This window comes from Acinetobacter sp. WC-323, assembly GCF_000314615.1.
Lineage (GTDB): Bacteria > Pseudomonadota > Gammaproteobacteria > Pseudomonadales > Moraxellaceae > Acinetobacter > Acinetobacter courvalinii.
Map to the genome: position 1 here is coordinate 1 of NZ_AMZS01000072.1, position 20336 is coordinate 20336.

A 20336-nucleotide genomic window follows, 5' to 3' on the forward strand; every position below is an offset into this window, starting at 1 on the left:
ATGGCTAAAGCCAAGTTTGAACGTAACAAACCACACGTAAACGTGGGTACAATTGGTCACGTTGACCATGGTAAAACAACTTTAACTGCTGCGATTGCAACGATCTGTGCAAAAACTTACGGCGGTGAAGCGAAAGATTACTCACAAATCGACTCAGCTCCTGAAGAAAAAGCACGTGGTATTACAATTAATACATCACACGTAGAATACGATTCTCCAATCCGTCACTACGCTCACGTAGACTGCCCGGGCCACGCCGATTATGTTAAAAACATGATTACTGGTGCTGCTCAGATGGACGGCGCGATCCTTGTATGTGCTGCGACTGATGGTCCAATGCCACAAACTCGTGAACACATCCTTCTTTCACGTCAGGTTGGGTACCTTACATCGTTGTATTCTTGAACAAGTGTGACCTTGTTGATGACGAAGAATTACTTGAATTAGTAGAAATGGAAGTTCGTGAACTTCTTTCTACTTATGACTTCCCGGTGATGAACTCCAGTTATCCGTGGTTCAGCGCTTAAAGCGTTGGAAGGTGATGCTGGTCAATATGGCGAATCAGCAGTTATCGCTCTTGTTGAAGCGCTTGACTCTTACATTCCAGAACCAGAACGTGCAATCGACAAAGCATTCTTGATGCCAATCGAAGACGTATTCTCAATTTCTGGTCGTGGTACTGTAGTAACAGGCCGTGTAGAAGCTGGTATCGTTAAAGTTGGTGAAGAAGTCGAGATCGTTGGTATTAAAGATACAGTTAAAACAACTGTAACTGGCGTAGAAATGTTCCGTAAACTTCTTGACGAAGGCCGTGCAGGTGAGAACTGTGGTATCTTGCTTCGTGGTACTAAGCGTGAAGACGTACAACGTGGTCAAGTACTTGCTAAACCAGGTACAATCAAGCCGCACACTAAATTCGATGCAGAAGTATACGTACTTTCTAAAGAAGAAGGTGGTCGTCACACTCCATTCCTTAACGGTTACCGTCCACAGTTCTACTTCCGTACAACTGACGTAACTGGCGCGATCAAATTACAAGATGGCGTAGAAATGGTAATGCCTGGTGACAACGTAGAAATGTCAGTAGAGTTAATCCACCCGATCGCAATGGACCCAGGTCTACGTTTTGCGATCCGTGAAGGTGGTCGTACTGTAGGTGCTGGTGTTGTTGCTAAAGTAACTGCATAATCGCCTAGAGTGATAAAAAAAACACCCCATTGGGGTGTTTTTTTTGTTTATTGTTAGACAATCCATTGGTAAGAGTGTCCTAAACTGATAGCTTGCTGTCCCAAACTGCACTTAATTGATTTGCATAACCACGTAATATAAAACGCAAGAAACAGACAAAAGTGCTCAGTGGAAAGTTCCACTGAAAAGGAGTTGGCAGCATGAATGCTAAAGTAAATATTTCAAATCGTGCGGGTGCAAGCTTCCCAGTCCGTCGTATGAACTTTGATTTTGATCAGGTCCCTGAATACTGGATGAATGGTTCGGCAGGTTTAACCCACTTCATGACAGGTTTATCTGCGCTGTTCCCAGATGGTGAAAAATTATTTATTGATGCAGTGCGTGCGGTTCGTTATTACCCGGCGATTAAAGACAATGAAGAGCTACAAAAAGAAATCAGTGCCTTTATTGGTCAGGAAGCCATGCATACGCAAGAGCATGTTAACTTTAATGCCTCAGCCCAGAAATATGGTCATGATGTCAGAACGTTAGAACGGATCACGGGGCGTTATATCCAGTTTGCATTAAGCAACTTCTCTAAGGTGGTCAAACCCTTAGGTATGACCCGAGAAATGGTCAATCTCACCGCAACCACAGCCTTAGAACATTTTACGGCGACCATTGCTTCTGAATTATTACGTAACCCGCATATTCAGGACTTAATGACCGATGACACCATGTCCTATATGTGGTTCTGGCATGCAGTCGAGGAAAATGAACATAAAGCCGTGGCTTATGATGTTTATGAAGCAGTATTTGGTAAAGGTTTAAAAGCCTATAGCTTGCGTACCTCTGCGCTGGTATTTGCCATGGCCTTGATTTTTATCCTCCAGTCTTATTTCACTTTACGTTTGTTGCAACAGGACAAGAAGCTGAACTTTAAAGAATTGGCCATGATTTATAAATATGGTTATAGCCCTTCAAAAGGCATTATTACCGGCATGGCGGGGGAGATGCTGGCTTATTTTAAACCTGGTTTCCATCCTAATGATCTGGATACAGTTCAGCTGTTAAAAGACTGGAAAGCAAAACTTGGTTTCTAACTTTTCATTTTGAAGTGAAGGGTTTAAAAAGGGCAATTAAAATTGCCCTTTTTTTATTTTTTAGCCTTCATTTCATAGATGATTTTTAGTGTGGCGACATGTCCTAATATGATGTTTTTCTGACCTTATCTGCACTTATGAGAACGACTGAAAAGGGCGTATAAATGAACTATTCAGCATGATTTATCAAGAATATTCACGGATAGGAGAAAAGGGTATGAATGCTAAAGTCAATATTTCAAACCGAGCTGGCGCCAGTTTCCCTGTACGCCGAATGGATTTTGAATTTGGTGAAGTACCACGCTACTGGGCCAATGGAGATGCTGCCTTAACCCATTTTATGACTGCGCTTTCAGCACTATTTCCAGAAGGTGAGCAATTCTTTGTAAATAGTACCCGTGCAGTCCGTAATGATCCCAAACTGGCTGACCCGAGATTGCAGAGAGAAATCAGTGCTTTCATTGGTCAGGAAGCGATGCATTCAAAAGAGCATTTGGCTTTCAATGCATCTGCCCAGGCCTATGGATACAATGTCCGTAAAATGGAAGCACAAACCGGCCGTTTGATTAACCGAACCATTGGAATAACCTCTAGACTCCTGAAACCTTTTGGTTTCACTAAAGAAATGATCAGTTTGACCGGGACTTGTGCCTTAGAACACTTTACCTCGACCATTGCCGAAGAGTTATTGAGTAATCCGGATATCCAGGCCATGTTTATGGATGAGACCATGTACCATTTATGGATGTGGCATGCGGTAGAGGAAAATGAGCATAAAGCCGTCGCTTTTGATGTGTATGAGTCGATGTATGGTCAGGGTGCTAAAGCCTATTTCATGCGTTCATTGGCTTTGGTGATTGCCATGGGCCTGATCTTTATCACCCAATCTTATTTCACTGCAAAATTACTGCAGGTAGATGGCAAACTGACCTGGCGTGATACCAAGTACATGCTGAAGTTTATGTATGGTTATAAAGGCTTTATGACACGTCAGATTCCAACATTGCTGTCTTTCTTAAGACCGAAATTTCATCCCAATGATGATGATACGACCGAACTGCTGAATAAATGGCGGGCTGAATTGGGCTTTAATCCAAGTTAATGTTCAAGGGCAGTAAAACTGCCCATTTTTTTATTCAATTTTCAGCTGAAATTGTCGATAATCTGCCACAGTATTTTTTAGAGTGATAAATTGTGATTCGATTGATGCGAGACGGTGATCTGGAAAGTGTGGCAACTATTGAACGCTTGGTCCAGACCCATCCATGGAATAAGCAGCAGTTTCAGGAGTCTTTAGCTTCATATCAATGTACGGTTTACGAACAGGCTAATCAGGTGGTCGGTTTTTGTATTCTGCAGCCCGTTTTGGATGAGGCTAATTTATTGTTGATGGCGATCCATCCGAGTCAGCAGGGCAAGGGTCTTGGTTATAAATTACTGGACCAATCTATCCTGCAATTAAAAAACAATCCGATCCAGATTTTTTTAGAAGTGCGTGAGAGCAACACAGCCGCGATCCGTTTGTATGAAAAAACAGGTTTTCATCAAATTGATGTGCGCAAAAACTATTATCCGAATCCGGATGGCTCAAGAGAGCATGCTGTGATTATGGTCAAGACATGCACTGATGATTTTGCAGCGTTATTTCAATAGGTTGGGTTTAGTTTAATAAGATTAGGTCAATATAATTTTTGATTCCAGATATATTATATAGTTGAACTTCTATTGGGTATTTTAAATTTTTTGGGGGGAGAATATGTCAATTCAAGATGAAAAGACTATTGATGAGGAAATGATAGTCGTTGTTGTCAAAGAAAATAAAAAAATACGTTGGTATAGAAGTGAACGGGAATTATGGGTGCTGGATGTTAATAAGTGGAAAAATGGATTTCGTGCTTTGGAATATGATGTTCCTGACTCTGATGATGATTTTAGATTTGGTTTACAGATTGTAGATCAGCAGAATGCGGACTATTTTCTAAAATGTATGTCTAGATATGAAATTAGTAAAGAAAGTTTAAGCTTAGCATTATCCTCAGCATATCCATCTGCTACGTCATGGTGGGATGTACAACACTTATTTCCTATTATGTTTGTTGACTTTGATGAGTGTACCGTAGGGGCATTCTATCCTGATGGAATATGCATGGAGCGTCATTTACCAGACAATTGGTCTGGTGAGTTCATTGATTTTGCTAACGAATATTCTGAAGATAAATTTCCTAGCCCAGATAAATTTTGGGTACAAGATGGGCAGGATTTATTAGCTCTCCTAAATCAAAGAGGAGCTGCCAGCATATGATAAATAGTTTGAAACTTTTACTTATTTAATAATTAAATTATTCCACTCAGAAGGTAGCGTACTCATCAATGAATTTCCAAGCTGATGGATTTCATTGTCTGCGAGTGGGCGGTTGAGTCTGCGCCATTGTCCATCCAGTAATAATTCCAGTGGGGTATATTGCGATTTATAATTCATTTTATCTGAATGCGGGACCCAATAACCCAGATATAAATACTCCAGATTCAAGCTGCGGACATATTCAATCTGTTTCAGGATTGCGAACACACCTAAGGAGCGGCGTTGCTCATCAGGATCGAAGAAAGTATAAACTGCTGACAGTCCATCATCCATCAGGTCACAGGTGGAGACCGCGACCAATTTCTGATCTTTCCATAGTTCAATAAAGAAGCTTTCGGTGCAGCTATGCACCAGAAATTTTTCAAACTGGTCCAGACTGGCTGGGTACATATCGCCATCGGAATGGCGTTCATTGATATAGCGTTCGTATAAGTCGTAATGTTGCTGCGTGGCCTGCGAGGTCGGCAGAATACTCATTTGTAAATCTTGATTGCGTTTCCAAGCCTTTTTTTGGCTGCTATTCATGCTAAATTCTTGCACGGGAACACGACAGGATAAACATTGACGACATAAGTGACATTCAGGACGATAGACAAAATCACCACTACGACGAAAACCCACACGAGAAAGTTCTGACAATGTCACCACATCAATACGGTGAATCGGGTCCAGAAAGACCATCCGCGCAGATTTATTATCGAGATAACTACAATCATGCGGTGGGGTAATATAGTACTGTAAGTCATTTAAAAGGGACTTGGGTTGGTATGATTTCATTAATCTGTCCCTCCAAGGTGTTAATCCGTTAACCGTCTAATGTGGCAAAAACTGCTATTGTTTTACTTGAAAATACACGTTCTTGATAACTTTTCCAATTGATAGAGGGGGCAATAATTACATCTTGTAACGATTTAAGATAGGCTTGGCGAGAAAGTGTACTGGCACCCAAGCTTAAAAGATGATCATTGACCAGTTGGCAATCAATCCACGGCAACTGATTTTCCTGTCCAATCAGCATCAGGGTATAGAACGCCATTTTTGAAACATCGGTCTCAGTGCTAAACATGGATTCACCAAAACAGCCTTTGCCAATGCTGACGCCATACAAACCACCCACCAGTTTCTGTTGCTGCCAGACTTCAACACTATAGGCATAACCTGCCTTAAATAAGTCACAATAGCCTTGAATAATGTCTTCACTGATCCAGGTTTCATTGGCATAACTGCGAGGTAAGGAACAGGAACGAATCACCTGTTCAAAAGCATGATTCACGGTGATTCGATAATCGTGTTTTTTCATGTTCCGAAGTAATGATTTACTCGGTTTATAGGCATGAGGTTCAATAATGCAACGAGGTTCGGGACTCCACCAGCAAATCGGTTCATCGGCATTGAACCAAGGAAACAGGCCATGCGTATAGGCTTCATATAATGTAGAGGGGCTAAGATCAGCACCAATACAGATAAAACCTTGGCCTTCCGGATCGGCTTCAACAGGATCGGGAAAAATATATTGAGAGGGTGGAAGCGGTTGCATAGCAAACAAAGTAAATAAGAATAATTCTAAACTAACTGAACTGCGCAGGAATGGCAATCCTTGAGCAGAATCAGCTTGGGTCACGCCCAAGAAGAATGTGTATGACTGTGACAGAGAATTGGGGGAAATTTTAACCTGATCCTACTGGGTATAATAAAAAACCACCAATGAATGGTGGTTTTTCTGTTTTGGTCTAATTAGTTTAGATTATCTAGATATTTTTCTGCATCAAGCGCTGCCATACAGCCTGAACCCGCTGAAGTAATCGCTTGACGATAAACGCTATCTGCGACATCACCCGCTGCGAATACACCTTCAATTGAAGCCGCAGTTGCATTACCCGCCGTACCACTGTGTACCTGGATATAGCCATCGCGTAAGTTCAATTGTCCATCAAACATACTGGTATTAGGTTTATGACCGATTGCAACAAACAGACCTTGAACCTGAACGTCCTGAGTGCTTTCATCTTGAGTTGATTTAATACGAACAGAGGTTACTCCGGTATTGTCACCTAAGACTTCATCGACCTGATGGTTCCAGATAATACTGATTTTGCCTTCTTTTTCTTTGGCAAAAAGATGATCTTGCAAGATTTTCTCTGAACGTAAGCTATCGCGACGATGCACTAGCGTGACATGCGCTGCAATATTAGAAAGATACAGTGCTTCTTCAACGGCTGTGTTACCGCCACCAACCACCATCACATTCTGGTTCTTATAGAAGAAACCATCACAGGTCGCACAGGCACTGACGCCTTGACCCATAAAGGCCGCTTCAGATTCGAGGCCTAAATATTGTGCGGTTGCCCCTGTTGCAATAATCAGCGCATCACATGTGTATTCTTCCATATCACCTTTCAGCACGAATGGACGAGTCTTAAGATCAACTTCATTGATGTGATCATAGACGATTTCTGTACCGAAACGTTCTGCATGGGCTTGCATACGTTCCATCAGTACAGGACCGGTTAATCCTTCAGGGTCACCAGGCCAGTTATCAACTTCAGTGGTTGTGGTTAACTGACCACCAAGTTGTATACCAGCAATGAGTGTCGGTTTGAGATTCGCACGTGCTGCATAGACTGCCGCACTATAACCTGCAGGACCAGAACCCAAAATAATTAACCGTGAGTGACGAGCGCTCATTAAAGAACATCCTTTTTATATTGAAACTGCTAAAATTATACGTGAATCGAGAGGGGAGTGGGGCAAATCGATCCGGATAATATTGATTAACTCAATCGAATTGGGCTATATCCGTGCAGAATGTTAACAACAACAGTAAATAATCGTGCATCTTTTTTGTAAGAACGAGTGCATAATATAAAACTTATTGATTAAGGTAAGTTAGGCCTTAAAAGATACCAACAAATAACGAATTGGGTTACAGGACTGTATATGACTGCGGTGTCAAGTGTTTATGCACAACGCTTTTTAATGACATTATTTTTGATTTCCTTTGGCATTTATTTATTTCTTGCCACAGTCACCTATACACCGTTTGATCCGGGGTGGATGCATATTTCCAGCGATACCCAGCAGGTTTCGAACGCAAGCGGTGTGGCCGGTGCTTGGATCGCAGATTTACTCTTTGGTTTTCTGGGATGGGCAAGCCTGCTTATTCCCTTGTTCCTGTTTATAGAAGCGATTCAGGTCTGGTGGCCGAGAAGCTTTCTGAACCGCCCATTTCGTTATGCAGCCCAGTTCTTCCTGATTCTTTCAATTTCAAGTTTGTTGTATCTACATTGGAATATGCCGGCAGATACGCTGGAGAATGCCGCTGGCGGTATTATCGGTTATGAGTTGGGGGGAAGTCTCTCTCAATTGCTGACGATTTATGGCGCGACCTTATTTTTACTCGCTTTCAGTATCTTGTTGCTGACTTTGGCTTTTGGGATTCAGTGGAACAAAACCTGGGTAACCTTGAAGAATACGCCTGCGTATTTGCAAGACCTGTTCTATAAGAATGTGCCGCAAAATGAATCTGCATATGATTTAACCGAACAGTTGACGCCGGCTGAAACACCAGCGGTCACGACCAAGGCTCAAGCAGAGAGCGAGAGTCAGGATAATACAAACCAGAGCAAAACCAATCAGGTTCAGGCCAAGCTGATTAAAATTGATGATTCACACCATCAACTCATGGCAGAAAAATTATTTGCCGATGTGGTGGCGAAAGAACAACAACAAAGCGCTGAGCCGCATCCAGCGACTGTGCCAGATGAAGAGTTCGAGCAGACCTTACAACGTGCACGTCAGTTTGAAACTGAAAGTCAGCGTTTAGTCAAAACAGGTGAAGTATGGCGTGCATTACAACGTGATGATGCCAGTCATAAACAGGAGATTGATGCATTACTCCGTGCTGCTGATGAGTCAGCTCAGATGACTACATCACTTGAACCCTCAGCCCACGCTGAAGCAGTTATGCAGCAAGCCAATGCCAGCCATCTGGACTGGAATGATGACCAGATCTTTGATGAGCTGTTGGCCGCGGTACCGAATAGTAAAACTGCCACAGATGCACATACGCCATTCACGCAAAACGTTCCGGCAATGCCGCATACGCCTGTTGAGCAGGAAAACGAGTTTGAGGCGGACATTGAAGCCCTGATTCATGAATCTAATCAGAACAATGCTGCTCAAACTCCTGCTACTGTACAAAATACCGTACAAGAAGACAAACCTCATTCGGTGGCAGAAGAGTTTGATGAATTCAATGATCTTCTGGTTGAGGAGGAGCGTGAACATGCTGCTGCTCCACGCACCACAAGTTATGCGCAATCATCGGCTTTCGTCAAAGCACCGATTGAAGTGAAGTCTGCACCGAAAGAAGCTTTGTCTAAAGAAGCATTTATTGAAGCATGGCAAGAAACAGCAGGTAAAGCTGAACCCGAGCCAGACTTTGATCTTGAAGAAGATTTTGATCTGGATGCACCTTTAACCGATGCATTTGGTCGTCCAATGTCACGCGCCATGCAAGTCGCGCAAAAACGCCATGATCTGCCGACCTTACCGGGTCTGGAATTGCTGGATGAAGTCGATCCAAATAAAAAGGTCAATTTTACTGCCGAGCAATTAGCCCGTCTTTCTGAACTTTTAGAGATCAAACTACAAGAGTTTAACGTCAAGGCTCAGGTAGTCGAAGCCCAGCCGGGACCCGTAGTAACACGTTTCGAACTGGATCTGGCACCTGGTGTAAAAGCCTCTAAAGTCACCAATATTTCCCGCGATCTGGCACGTTCCATGTCGATGGCATCGGTCCGTGTGGTTGAAGTGATTGCAGGAAAACCATATATCGGAATTGAAGTACCGAATAGCAGCCGTGAAATGGTACGCTTGATTGAGTTGTTGAAAACGCCAGCGTTTGAAGACCCTGCGGGTATGCTCTCTATGGCGATGGGTAAAGATATTTCAGGCAATCCTGTTATTACTGACCTTGGTAAAGCGCCGCATATGCTGGTTGCGGGGACCACAGGTTCGGGTAAGTCGGTTGCAGTGAACTCGATGATTTTATCGATGTTATTGAAATATACACCAGAGCAGTTACGCCTGATTCTGATCGATCCAAAACAGCTGGAATTGGCCAACTATAACGATATTCCTCATCTACTCACACCTGTTGTTACCGACATGAAAGATGCGGTTAGCGCATTAAACTGGTGTGTCAATGAGATGGAACGCCGTTATAAACTGATGTCATTCCTGAAAATCCGTAAGCTCAGTGACTATAACCGTAAGGTTGAAGAAGCAATCGCCAATGGTGAAGACCTGATTGATCCAACCTGGAAAGCCAGTGACTCAGTTGTGGGGGAGCGTGCGCCGCGTTTAACGCCGTTACCTTCCATTGTGATCGTGGCTGATGAATTTGCCGACATGATTATGCAGGTCGGTAAAAAGGCTGAAGAAATGATTACCCGCCTAGCACAGAAATCGCGTGCCGCAGGGATTCACCTGTTACTTGCCACACAACGTCCTTCGGTGGATGTAATTACCGGTCTGATCAAGGCGAATATTCCAACCCGCGTGGCATTACGTGTCAACAGTAAGATTGACTCGCGCACCATTTTGGATGCGGGTGGGGCAGAAGACTTGCTTGGTCATGGTGATATGCTGTTCCTTGGCCCTGGTAAAATTGAACCTGAGCGTGTCCATGGAGCCTTCATTAGTGATGATGAAGTGAACCGTATTTGTGACGCGTGGCGTGAACGTGGTGAGCCAGAGTACGTGGATGAGATTCTCACGCCATTTGATGAAGAGCCTACATCGCGTGGTTTTGAAGATGGGGATGGTGATCCAAGCCGAGATGCGCTGTATGATCAATGTGTGTCTTTCGTTCTAGAAACACGCAAAGCATCGACTTCATCATTACAGCGTAAGTTTAGCCTGGGTTATAACCGTGCAGCACGGATCATTGACCAGATGGAAGAAAATGGCATCGTCAGCTCGATGGGTGCCAATGGTAAACGGGATATTCTGGTTTAACCCAAATATCCCCTAAAAAAAGCCTCGTTATCGAGGCTTTTTTGTTTTAGGTTTTCAAATTTTTATATGGTAAAAATCACGTTTTTTATTTAAGCTTGCCCTTTAAAATCTCAACCTTGAGGTGAGTCGTGTTCGTTGCATTAACTACACTCATTTTTATTCATTTCTGTGCATTGATTACACCTGGACCTGACTTTTTCTTAGTCTCACAAACCGCAATTAGCCGCTCGCGTAAAGAAGCCTTGCTGGTGGTACTGGGTATTTGTCTAGGAGCAATGTTGTGGTCACTGCTTGCCTTGATGGGACTCAATATCATCTTTGAAAAAATGGCATGGCTTAAGCAAGGACTGTTGATCGCTGGTGGGCTATATTTGTGCTGGCTTGGTTTTCAAATGCTTCGCTCTGCTTTCTCTAAAAATAACCCAACTATAAATCCAATAAGCTTACCTCAGTCACCTTATTTATTTTTTATGAAAGGCTTGTTGACCAACCTTTCCAACCCTAAGGCCATTATCTATTTTGGCAGTGTCTTCTCACTGTTTCTGGCAAACCCACTATTTGACCAGCATCATTCTTTACTTTTTATTATTGTTTCGATTGAAACGATTTTATGGTTTGTCCTGGTCGCTTTTGTATTTTCTCTGCCGACATTTCGCAATGCATACCAAAACTTTGCCAAATGGATTGATGGAGTTTCAGGCGGGATATTTACCTTACTCGGTATTTATCTGATCGGCAGCCGCTAATTCAGGGATAACAAAGCCTGCATCATGCAGGCTATCTGATATACGACAATCTTATGATCTTTTTAACCCTTAAACTTCAAGAAAAAACCCCATTAATAACAAGATCCAGAAGATAGACCCAATAATAATCACAAAAATTTGGGCAATATTAAATTTTTCCTGTATCACCGCATTAAGTTGATCATCCTGTTTTTTGGCATGATTAAAGGCCACAAAAGCGGGAATAAGGAACATAAAACTGACTGATGAAATTAACCAGTAAGGATCTGGTAAGTTGGCGAATACTAAGGCGAAAAGGATATAGCCGATATACATCCAGCCTGCAGAGAACTCCTGAACATCGCCTTGCGCTTTGGCATATTCCCGAATTTTTTTAAACAGGGAATATAAGAAGAAAATGGAAAAAATAGCCCGGGCAGCCGGCATGATATTTAAATGATCTTTAATTGCGAAAAAGCGCCATGCCTTAAAAATCCACCATAGCTCGTATAACCCTAAAGAAATAATTGATAAAAAGATAAACCTTTTTAAGCTAATAATGGTTAAATCGGCTAAATGATGGTTTACAGGATCAGTTTTAATTACAGTTGTGTTTTGATCAGTCATGGTCTTAGTTAGAATAGCTAAAATATAAAAATTGTATTATTAGTAATCTATTTATCAGAGAATTTAAGAAATATCATTATTTTAATTAAAAACCACATAATTTACGCTTCAATTTATTGATATTGATAAATTATGTGGCCTTTATTGTAGCGTTGATTAAGCAAACTTCGCTAAAACTTCCAGAAAACCCTCTTTCTGGCGAGGAAATTGTGCAATCACATCATGAATGCGTTGGCCTTCAGGATTGGTTGCATTCAAGTCACGGCCATCTGCCAAAAACTTGGTAATCAAGCGCTCATAGTCATTTGGACGCATATGTTTGAAGGCATGGTAGAGCACATGAAAGTCGGCATTTACGCCAGCTGGAGGAAGCTGGTTAAGGTAGGCAAACACACGCTCATCTGACCATTCTTCATTGAAAGTTGCTGGCTGTGATAATGCCATGACAATCTCCTCAGTCTTATAAAATAATAAAGGCAAAATATGAGGCAGGATGAGAAAAGTCATACTTTTCAAATTCTGCGACGTATTTTGCCCTTATTTACGAAAAATCGCTAATAAAAAAACTTCTAACGATCTTCAGGTAAATTGATATTCATTTCTAGCATTTCAATGTTTGCTTCTGAACGAACCTGCATTTGAATATGCTGTTCATCCACCCCACGAACATAACGGCTGACGACCTGCATGATTTCTTTTTTCATTTGGTCGATTTTATCCTGGCCTAAGCGACGGCCCAAGCCTTGTTCAGATGCAACAATAACTTTTAAACGATCTTTGGCAGTTTGTGCACTTGATGGTTTTTCATCACTGCTAAAAAGTTTACTCCAGAATCCTGCCATAATTACGCTCCAAATAGTCTAGCTAACCAACCTTTTGGCTGTACTGCAATGTGTCGATAAGGACGGTCTTCGCCAAGGAAGCGAGCCACTAAGTCATCATAGGCTTGTCCAGCTTTTTCATCTGAATACAGAATCACTGGTTTACCTTCGTTTGATGCTTGAAGTACGCTTGGGCACTCAGGAATTACCCCTAAAGTCGGCACACGTAAAATATCTTTAGAAATATCGTCGATCGTTAACATTTCCTGTTTATCAGCACGTTCCGGATTGAAACGGGTGATACATAAATGCTTACGGATACGACCTTCGTTTTGTTCAACTTTTTTGGTTTTGCTATCAAGCATACCAATAATACGGTCAGAGTCACGTACAGATGAAATTTCAGGGTTGGTCACAATGATTGCTTCATCTGCATGATACATGGCTAGAATCGCACCACGCTCGATACCTGCAGGCGAGTCACAGATGATGTAATCGAATTCTTGCGAAAGTTCGTCGATCACACGTGCAACACCTTCATCACTCAACGCATCTTTATCGCGGGTTTGTGACGCAGGGAGAATATATAAGTTTTCAATATCTTTATCACGGATGAGTGCTTGTTGTAAGCGAGCTTCATTATTGATGACATTGACAAAGTCATAAACTACACGGCGTTCGCAGCCCATGATCAAATCAAGATTACGTAAACCCACATCGAAATCGATTACAACAGTTTTATGACCACGTAGGGCTAAACCTGTTGCAAAAGATGCACTTGTTGTAGTTTTACCTACACCACCTTTGCCTGACGTTACGACAACAATTTTGGCCACCGAATCCACTCCTATTTATGGTCATACGCCCCTAAAAGGGCTTTTTTGGTGTTTAATGAGATAAATTAAAACTGCAAGGCCTCAAATTCAAGTTCTTGCTTGTTATTTAAATAAATATGTACAGACTTTTTGATCATATCTTTGGGAATATCATCGGCTACACAATAGGTCCCTGCAATCGAGATGAGTTCGGCTTCTAGCGAATGACAGAAAATACGTGCTGCAGCTTGTCCACCTGCACCAGCAATGACTCTACCACGAGCATTGCCATAAATGTGAATATTTCCAGATGCAATCACTTCCGAACCACTATTCATGCCTGCATTTAAAATGATATCACCCTGATCTTGCACCAAACATTGGCCCGTACGCAAAATTTCATCATGATACGAGCTGATATAGGCATTCGATGTGTTTTTTTGTGGTGTTTGTATTGCTGAATTATCTGCGGCTTTTGCCGGAGCAGGATCAACCACCTGTTCTTTTGAGGCCTTGATACGTTGCAACGGCTGATCGACAGGTAGAACCGGGAATTGAATGGCGCGGGCTTCATCACCCAAGATGCCGTCAATCACTGCCATCGGCTGTAAACCCAGATCAATCAAGAGCTGAATCAAGGCAATCAGTTCTTGCTCAACCGTACTGTCAATAATGACCAGGGTACCGATATAGGAACCTTCATTCAGGGTGCTGGTAAGTTGCTGTCGGATTGCATTATGGTCATTTGTGTCGAAGGTAAGTCGACTAAAATTCACCATTCTGCCCGTAATCCGTATATCAGCCATAATTTATCCTTCAGGGCTTTTTAAGCGCTCTATATGTGTTAAAGCAGTTGTAAATAAAAGCAAATGCTAGAACAAATTACACGAATTCTCTAGCTCGATTGGTAATTTTTCTTGTAATCATTCTGCTTTTTTATCCAATTGATCAGATTCTTGCAAAGTTTGCTGCCATTGCTTCACTTTTACTTGTTTTCTGATCGCTTCCAGACTTTCAAATACCACCGATTCGACCAGTTCTTCCAGATATTGATTATCAATATTTAACTGGCTGACCTGCTCGGCAATATATTGATAATTTGCATTTGGTCGCTGAGCTGATCCCGCTATAAAAGGATCAATCAAACCAGCGGTGATATTTTCACCTAAACGTTGACCAATACTTTGAATCTGTTGCTCGATTCTTCCCCCCACAATCGGGATCAAGCGTAATAGTTGCGTCAGTTCAGGCGTATCTTCAATGGCCTGATTGACAATAATGCCCACTTTCTGGGTAATCAGAGGTTGCTGTTGTTGTAATGCTGCAGCCAGCGACTCCTGTAGCATCGAGGCCAAGGTCACCGTAAACAGTTGTCGATGATGTTCGACCAGATCATGAATAATTTTTTTATGATGCGAACTGGTTTGCAGTTCATGGCGGATTCCGTCAATCACGGTAATCACGACACGATCTGATAATTCTTCCATGACCACGCGATAATAAAACACGGCTTTGATGCGAATGCCGTCTGGTACGACTTTATAACCGAGTTCATATAAACGGTAAGCAATCACGCCTGCACGGAACAAACGTAAAAAACGGAAATAGGGAATGATCGCCAGAATTTCATACCAGTGTACAAAAGGAAAGAACCACCAGCGTGCATGGTGTTTTTGCACAATCGACAGAAACCAGCGAATTACCAGTTCAACAATTAAAAAGATAATAAACCAGGCTTCGGTGGTAATCACCCACGGGTGTAGGTGAGTCCGGTAAAACTCGAGTACTGCCGGAAGCTGGATGGTATTAAAAAACCAGCTCCCGATATTGCTCATCAGGAAAAAGTTCATGCCCAAGCAGAACAGGTTAAAAACAATAATAAAGACCATAAAAATGTCATAGACCAGAAACAGCTTGAAGAACTTGCTGTTCGGATTGACATAGTTATATTTAGAGTTGTTTCCTGAGTCCGGCTGGGTCATGTCTTACTACAATTCCTTGTGCAACTATTGATGGTATCTGGCTTTCATCTGGCTAATTAGTTGGTCTTTTTCAGTCCAGATCTGGTCCACCCATTTCTGGAAGCGCTCACGATAAACCGGATCATCCTCATAATGACCACCCAGTACCCAGTCTGGAATTTCAATCTTACGTAAATCCACGGCGATACGAGACACATCACCGAGCCAGAATTCGCCGTAACCTGGCGCACCATCTGGATAAACAATGGTCATGTCGACCAAAGCATCAATTTTATCGCCGAGAATATTCAGTGCTAAAGCCAGACCACCGGCTTTAGGTTTAAGCAGGTTCTGATAAGGGGATTGCTGTGCAGCATGTTTTTCCGGGGTAAAGCGAGTCCCTTCTAAATAATTCAGTAAGGTAAACGGTTGACTGAGTAACTGTTCACAGGCTTTACGAGCTTCCAGCATATCACGCGATTTGAGTTCCGGATTTTTTGCGATTTGCTCTTTGGTGTGACGTTTCATCATCGGGAAGCCGAGGATTTTGAATGCCTGCCCGACAAATGGAATAAAAATGAGTTCCCATTTGGTAAAGAAGCGGGTCAGCGGCATACGGGTTAGGCCAAAATATTGATTGACTGTGGTATCGACCCAGCTTTGATGGTTGCAGATCATCATATATCGGCCCTGCAAATTCAGGTCAAGGCTTTCATCAATGCTGATATCCCAGTGTAAATCTGGCAATACATTGTCAATTAACCAGTTATTTACCCCGAGCCAGCTGTTGGTGATCTGAATATTGGTTTCGTCTACTTTTGATGATTTTTTAAATAATTTGGTTAAACCTAATGCCAGGACAGGAGGACCATGAAAAAATGTACTGCCTGTAATCACTGAGCTAACGGTTAATCCTTTACTGACTTTTTGCAATAAGGACGCTTTTTTATTGGCGTTAGACATAAATCGAGCCTTGAGTGCAGAGGTTTGAAAAATGAGATGTTCCAACTATAAACAACAGATGTTGAAATACAACTGTATATTTTCAGATGTTGACAATTTTTATATATTTAAACGGCATAATGCTACTTTTTCCGATTAAATACCGGTTTCCCAGATTGAGATCAGAAAAGGTATCCATGTGATGAATGTCACATAAAAAAAATATTGTGTGAAAAGCATAAACATGAAGAAATTGTGATGCTTTATTCAAGTAAAATGCATCAAAATATTACAAAAATACAAATAAAGTGTTTATTATTAACAAAATATCAATGGTCTAGGGCCGTTTTCTCCTTCATTATTTGTCCAGACAACAAAATACATAGACAGGAGCTACGCAATGCGTGCATTAGTAATTTCAACACTCGTAGGGGCTGGATTGGTACTTTCTGGTTGCCAAACGACTGGTAATAACATCGGTGGCGTTGAATATGACAAATCTGCTTTAGGTGCATTAATTGGTGCAGCAGCAGGTTATGGCGTATCTAAAGGTAACGCAAATACAAGTAAACAAAACAACCGTGCTGCGGCAATCGGTGCTGTGCTTGGTGCTGCTGGTGGTTTATATCTCGACAATAAAGAGAAAAAATTACGTGAGCAAATGGCTGGTACTGGCGTAGAAGTAGGCCGTAACCCAGATGGTTCTGTTCAGTTAATCATGCCTGGTAGCATTACCTTTGATACAAACAAATCAAACATCAAACCTAACTTCTACAGCACTTTAAACAAAGTAGCGCAAACTTTAGGTGAAGATAACAAGAGTGCGATCTTGGTAACGGGTTATACAGATAATACTGGTAACGATTCAATCAACATCCCGTTATCTCAAGCACGTGCGCAATCAGTGAAGAACTACTTGGCTGGTCAAGGCGTATCTTCTAGCCGTATCGATGCGCAAGGTTATGGTTCTTCTAACCCGATCGCTTCAAACGCGACTGCTGCTGGTAAAGAACAAAACCGTCGTGTAGAAATCAGCATTTATGCAAAACAGTAATTTTTACTGATTTCTAAAAAACCACCTTCGGGTGGTTTTTTTATTGTCTATCCAGTTAGGCGACAAGCCGTGGCGCAGCATTTGTACAAGACATCATAATTTATACATATCCCTAGATTTACTATTGGGTTTCTAAAACATAGATGTCTATAATTGTGCTCGAAAAATCAGGCTCGGAAACGAGAGAGGAATAACCAATGTCATCTGCCAGTCAACTTAATGACAAGCAACTTGAAGCCATGAAATATGTTCAGGGGCCTTTGTTGGTACTCGCAGGTGCAGGTTCGGGTAAAACATCGGTAATTACCCGAAAAGTGGCTTTCCTGGTACAGCAATGTGGCATTCCAGCCTATCGTATTACGGCAATGACCTTTACCAATAAGGCCGCACGTGAAATGAAGGAGCGTGTCGGTAAATTACTGTCACGTGAAGAAGCAAAAGGACTTTCGGTTTCAACCTTCCATACCTTTGGTTTGAATTTACTTCGTCTTGAACTAAAACATTTACCGCTTAAAAACAACTTTTCTATTTTAGATGCGGACGACTGTAAGCGAATCCTGATGGATTTAATGCAGCGTGACAACTTGTCAGGGGCAGAGAGTAAAGAACTGCTGGCCAAGGCAATGAAGAAAATTTCGGACTGGAAAAACGACCTGATCGTTCCAGAACAAGCCCATTCAACTTGTGAAACGGTTGAAGACGTCCAGTTTGCCCATCTTTATCAGCTGTATGAGCGTAACTTGCGTGCCTATAACGCGGTAGACTTTGATGACCTGATTGTCATGCCGACACGTTTGCTTCAGGAAAATGCTGAAGTACGGGATAAATGGCAAAACCGTGTTCGCTATTTGCTGGTGGATGAATATCAGGATACCAACACTGCGCAATATACTCTGGTCAAGCTGTTGGTCGGGGTGATGGGGCAGTTCACCGCCGTAGGGGATGATGACCAGTCGATTTATGCATGGCGTGGTGCCAAGCCTGAAAATATGGCGTTATTGAAAGAAGACTTCCATAATCTCAAAGTGATTAAGCTTGAGCAGAACTATCGCTCGACCAGCCGTATTTTAAAAGCGGCCAATGCCGTGATTGAGAATAACCCGCATATTTTCGACAAGAAATTGTGGAGTGATAAGGGGCATGGCGAAAGTATTCGCGTGATTACCTGCTTAAATGACGATGATGAAGCAGAACGCGTGGTGAAAGACCTGATCACGCATAAATTGATGAACGGTAAAAACTGGAAAGATTATGCGATCTTGTATCGTGGTAACTTCCAGGCCCGCGTGATTGAAACCCAACTGCGCCAGATGCAGATTCCTTATAAATTGTCGGGTGGTCAGTCCTTCTTCGCGCGTGCCGAGATTAAGGATGTGATGAGCTATTTACGTCTTATCATTAACCCTGAAGATGACAGTGCATTCTTGCGTATTATTAATACACCAAAACGTGCCATTGGCCCGGTGACTTTGGAAAAACTCGGTTTATTTGCCCAGGAAAATACCCTGTCTTTGCTTACGGCATCGTCTGATCAGCGTTTAAGCATGGTGTTGCCGAAGAAAGCGGCCACCCAATTGCATGAATTCGCTGATTTTATCGCGACATTTACCCGCGAGTTACTTGATGATGATGAGCCGATGCCAAAGGTTCGTCAAATGATCAATGAAGCGGGCTATATCGATTATATCCGCGAACAGGCCGCAACACCTGCCCAGGAAAAAACCAAGCTCGACAGTATCGAAAGTTTGTATAGCAGTATTCAAAACCTATTGAATCGAACCGATGATGTCGATGAGAAAAATATTGAAAGTGTAATTCGCAAACTGGTATTGCTGGATATGCTTGAGCAGCAACAGGAAGAAGAAGACACCGACAAAGTGAACTTGTTGACGTTGCATGCGGCAAAAGGTCTGGAGTTCCCTTATGTGTATATGATCGGTCTGGAAGAAGAACTGTTACCGCATAAAAACTCGATTGCATCGGAAACCATCGAAGAAGAACGCCGTTTGATGTATGTGGGCATTACCCGTGCGCGTCAGGGCTTAACTTTGACACTGGCTGAACAGCGTAAGAACGGTGGACAAATGCGTCAGATGACCCCAAGTCGTTTCCTAGATGAAATGCCGCAAGATGATCTGGAATGGCATGGCCGTAAAAAGAAACTGGCACCGAATGTCGATCCAAAAGAGCAGGCGCAGCAGTATCTTGCCAATTTAAAAGCATTGTTGAAACGATAGTTTTTTGTGAAGCGATATATTTTTATTACTTTTCTATCATTGCTGTTTTTTAGCCAAACCGTAACAGCAGAAGAAACCTATTTTACTGCAAAAGGTTTTGAAAATGGAAAAGTTTTAGTATTTCGTGGCAAATATGCAGAAGGTATAGTCAAGTCGAATTATCCATATTTATTGAGAATTTATTGGTATTACTCAGATATTAATAAGAGTGGAATGCCTGAGTCTCCAACAATGGGTGCACAATTTGCTTTTGAAGAAGATATTTCTAAATTAGATACCAAAGATTTAGGCCAACTAGTTTTAGTTGTAACTGGAAACTCTAGAAAAGAGTGGGTTTGGTATGTAAAAAATCCGATTGTTTGGAAAAAGAAATTCAACCAAGCTTTAAAGGGTAAGAAAATTTATCCAATAAAAATTGTTGAAACTTATCAACCAGATTGGGATTTGTATTCAGATTTTATGAAAAATTTAAAAGATTAGTTGATTACATCTTCTAGTCTT

At 42.0% G+C, this 20336-nt stretch carries 19 protein-coding genes and 1 pseudogene; 10 read left to right on the forward strand and 10 right to left on the reverse strand.

Annotated features, from left to right (window positions below; all coding sequences use genetic code 11):
• From tuf to ACINWC323_RS00640, 5 genes and pseudogenes are all read left to right on the forward strand, one after another.
• Positions 1–1188, forward strand: a pseudogene (gene tuf / locus ACINWC323_RS20450) (elongation factor Tu).
• A gap of 200 nt (positions 1189–1388) precedes the next feature.
• Positions 1389–2270 carry a metal-dependent hydrolase gene (locus ACINWC323_RS00655; RefSeq protein ID WP_009516207.1) on the forward strand — a complete coding sequence of 294 codons (882 nt, stop codon included), beginning with the start codon at positions 1389–1391 and terminating at the stop codon, positions 2268–2270.
• Positions 2271–2487: 217 nt separating this feature from the next.
• Positions 2488–3372 carry a metal-dependent hydrolase gene (locus tag ACINWC323_RS00650; protein WP_009516154.1) on the forward strand — a complete coding sequence of 295 codons (885 nt, stop codon included), beginning with the start codon at positions 2488–2490 and terminating at the stop codon, positions 3370–3372.
• Between the two features lie 104 nt (positions 3373–3476).
• A complete protein-coding gene (gene rimI, locus ACINWC323_RS00645) occupies positions 3477–3923 on the forward strand; it encodes a ribosomal protein S18-alanine N-acetyltransferase (RefSeq protein ID WP_009516213.1) in 447 nt (148 codons plus the stop codon).
• 103 nt (positions 3924–4026) lie between these two features.
• The gene (locus ACINWC323_RS00640) at positions 4027–4572 is read left to right on the forward strand and encodes a hypothetical protein (protein WP_009516166.1); all 546 of its coding nucleotides are present in this window, start codon (positions 4027–4029) and stop codon (positions 4570–4572) included.
• 21 nt (positions 4573–4593) lie between these two features.
• Here the strand turns inward: ACINWC323_RS00640 and ACINWC323_RS00635 are convergent, their stop codons facing one another.
• The 3 genes from ACINWC323_RS00635 to trxB all read right to left on the reverse strand — a co-directional run bounded on the left by ACINWC323_RS00635 (position 4594) and on the right by trxB (position 7317).
• The gene (locus ACINWC323_RS00635) at positions 4594–5409 is read right to left on the reverse strand and encodes an arginyltransferase (protein ID WP_009516163.1); all 816 of its coding nucleotides are present in this window, start codon (positions 5407–5409) and stop codon (positions 4594–4596) included.
• A 28-nt stretch (positions 5410–5437) separates the two neighbouring features.
• Positions 5438–6169, reverse strand: a complete 732-nt coding sequence (gene aat / locus ACINWC323_RS00630) for a leucyl/phenylalanyl-tRNA--protein transferase (protein ID WP_009516129.1) — start codon at positions 6167–6169, stop codon at positions 5438–5440.
• A 197-nt stretch (positions 6170–6366) separates the two neighbouring features.
• Positions 6367–7317: a thioredoxin-disulfide reductase gene (trxB, locus tag ACINWC323_RS00625; protein WP_009516206.1), complete on the reverse strand. Its 951-nt coding sequence runs from the start codon at positions 7315–7317 to the stop codon at positions 6367–6369.
• 252 nt (positions 7318–7569) lie between these two features.
• Here trxB and ACINWC323_RS00620 point away from each other — a divergent pair, with 252 nt between their 5' ends.
• Positions 7570–10653: a DNA translocase FtsK gene (locus tag ACINWC323_RS00620; protein ID WP_009516177.1), complete on the forward strand. Its 3084-nt coding sequence runs from the start codon at positions 7570–7572 to the stop codon at positions 10651–10653.
• Between the two features lie 128 nt (positions 10654–10781).
• The gene (gene rhtC, locus ACINWC323_RS00615; protein WP_005229055.1) at positions 10782–11399 is read left to right on the forward strand and encodes a threonine export protein RhtC; all 618 of its coding nucleotides are present in this window, start codon (positions 10782–10784) and stop codon (positions 11397–11399) included.
• Positions 11400–11468: 69 nt separating this feature from the next.
• Here the strand turns inward: rhtC and ACINWC323_RS00610 are convergent, their stop codons facing one another.
• From ACINWC323_RS00610 to yihG, 7 genes are all read right to left on the reverse strand, one after another.
• On the reverse strand, positions 11469–12005 hold the full coding sequence (locus ACINWC323_RS00610) for a hypothetical protein (RefSeq protein WP_009516185.1): 537 nt from the start codon (positions 12003–12005) through the stop codon (positions 11469–11471).
• 156 nt (positions 12006–12161) lie between these two features.
• Positions 12162–12449, reverse strand: coding sequence for a PA4642 family protein (locus tag ACINWC323_RS00605; protein ID WP_004770953.1), 288 nt, complete (start codon positions 12447–12449; stop codon positions 12162–12164).
• Between the two features lie 125 nt (positions 12450–12574).
• Complete coding sequence (gene minE / locus ACINWC323_RS00600) at positions 12575–12847, reverse strand: cell division topological specificity factor MinE (RefSeq protein ID WP_004655180.1); 273 nt, start codon at positions 12845–12847, stop codon at positions 12575–12577.
• Positions 12848–12849: 2 nt separating this feature from the next.
• Positions 12850–13662 (reverse strand): septum site-determining protein MinD, encoded by an 813-nt coding sequence (gene minD, locus ACINWC323_RS00595; protein WP_009516152.1) that lies wholly within the window; start codon positions 13660–13662, stop codon positions 12850–12852.
• Between the two features lie 65 nt (positions 13663–13727).
• Positions 13728–14447, reverse strand: coding sequence for a septum site-determining protein MinC (gene minC, locus ACINWC323_RS00590; RefSeq protein ID WP_005283982.1), 720 nt, complete (start codon positions 14445–14447; stop codon positions 13728–13730).
• A 117-nt stretch (positions 14448–14564) separates the two neighbouring features.
• Positions 14565–15623 carry a hypothetical protein gene (locus tag ACINWC323_RS00585; protein ID WP_009516157.1) on the reverse strand — a complete coding sequence of 353 codons (1059 nt, stop codon included), beginning with the start codon at positions 15621–15623 and terminating at the stop codon, positions 14565–14567.
• 24 nt (positions 15624–15647) lie between these two features.
• On the reverse strand, positions 15648–16565 hold the full coding sequence (gene yihG / locus ACINWC323_RS00580; protein WP_009516136.1) for a 1-acylglycerol-3-phosphate O-acyltransferase, YihG family: 918 nt from the start codon (positions 16563–16565) through the stop codon (positions 15648–15650).
• Positions 16566–16944: 379 nt separating this feature from the next.
• Between yihG and ACINWC323_RS00575 the strand changes: the two genes are divergently transcribed.
• The 3 genes from ACINWC323_RS00575 (at position 16945) to ACINWC323_RS00565 (ending at position 20315) form a co-directional block, all read left to right on the forward strand.
• Positions 16945–17598 (forward strand): YiaD family glycine zipper/OmpA-like lipoprotein, encoded by a 654-nt coding sequence (locus ACINWC323_RS00575; RefSeq protein WP_004770962.1) that lies wholly within the window; start codon positions 16945–16947, stop codon positions 17596–17598.
• Positions 17599–17795: 197 nt separating this feature from the next.
• Positions 17796–19835, forward strand: a complete 2040-nt coding sequence (gene rep / locus ACINWC323_RS00570; RefSeq protein WP_005229067.1) for a DNA helicase Rep — start codon at positions 17796–17798, stop codon at positions 19833–19835.
• A 6-nt stretch (positions 19836–19841) separates the two neighbouring features.
• Positions 19842–20315, forward strand: a complete 474-nt coding sequence (locus tag ACINWC323_RS00565) for a DUF695 domain-containing protein (protein WP_009516175.1) — start codon at positions 19842–19844, stop codon at positions 20313–20315.
• The last annotated feature ends 21 nt before the right edge of the window (positions 20316–20336 follow it).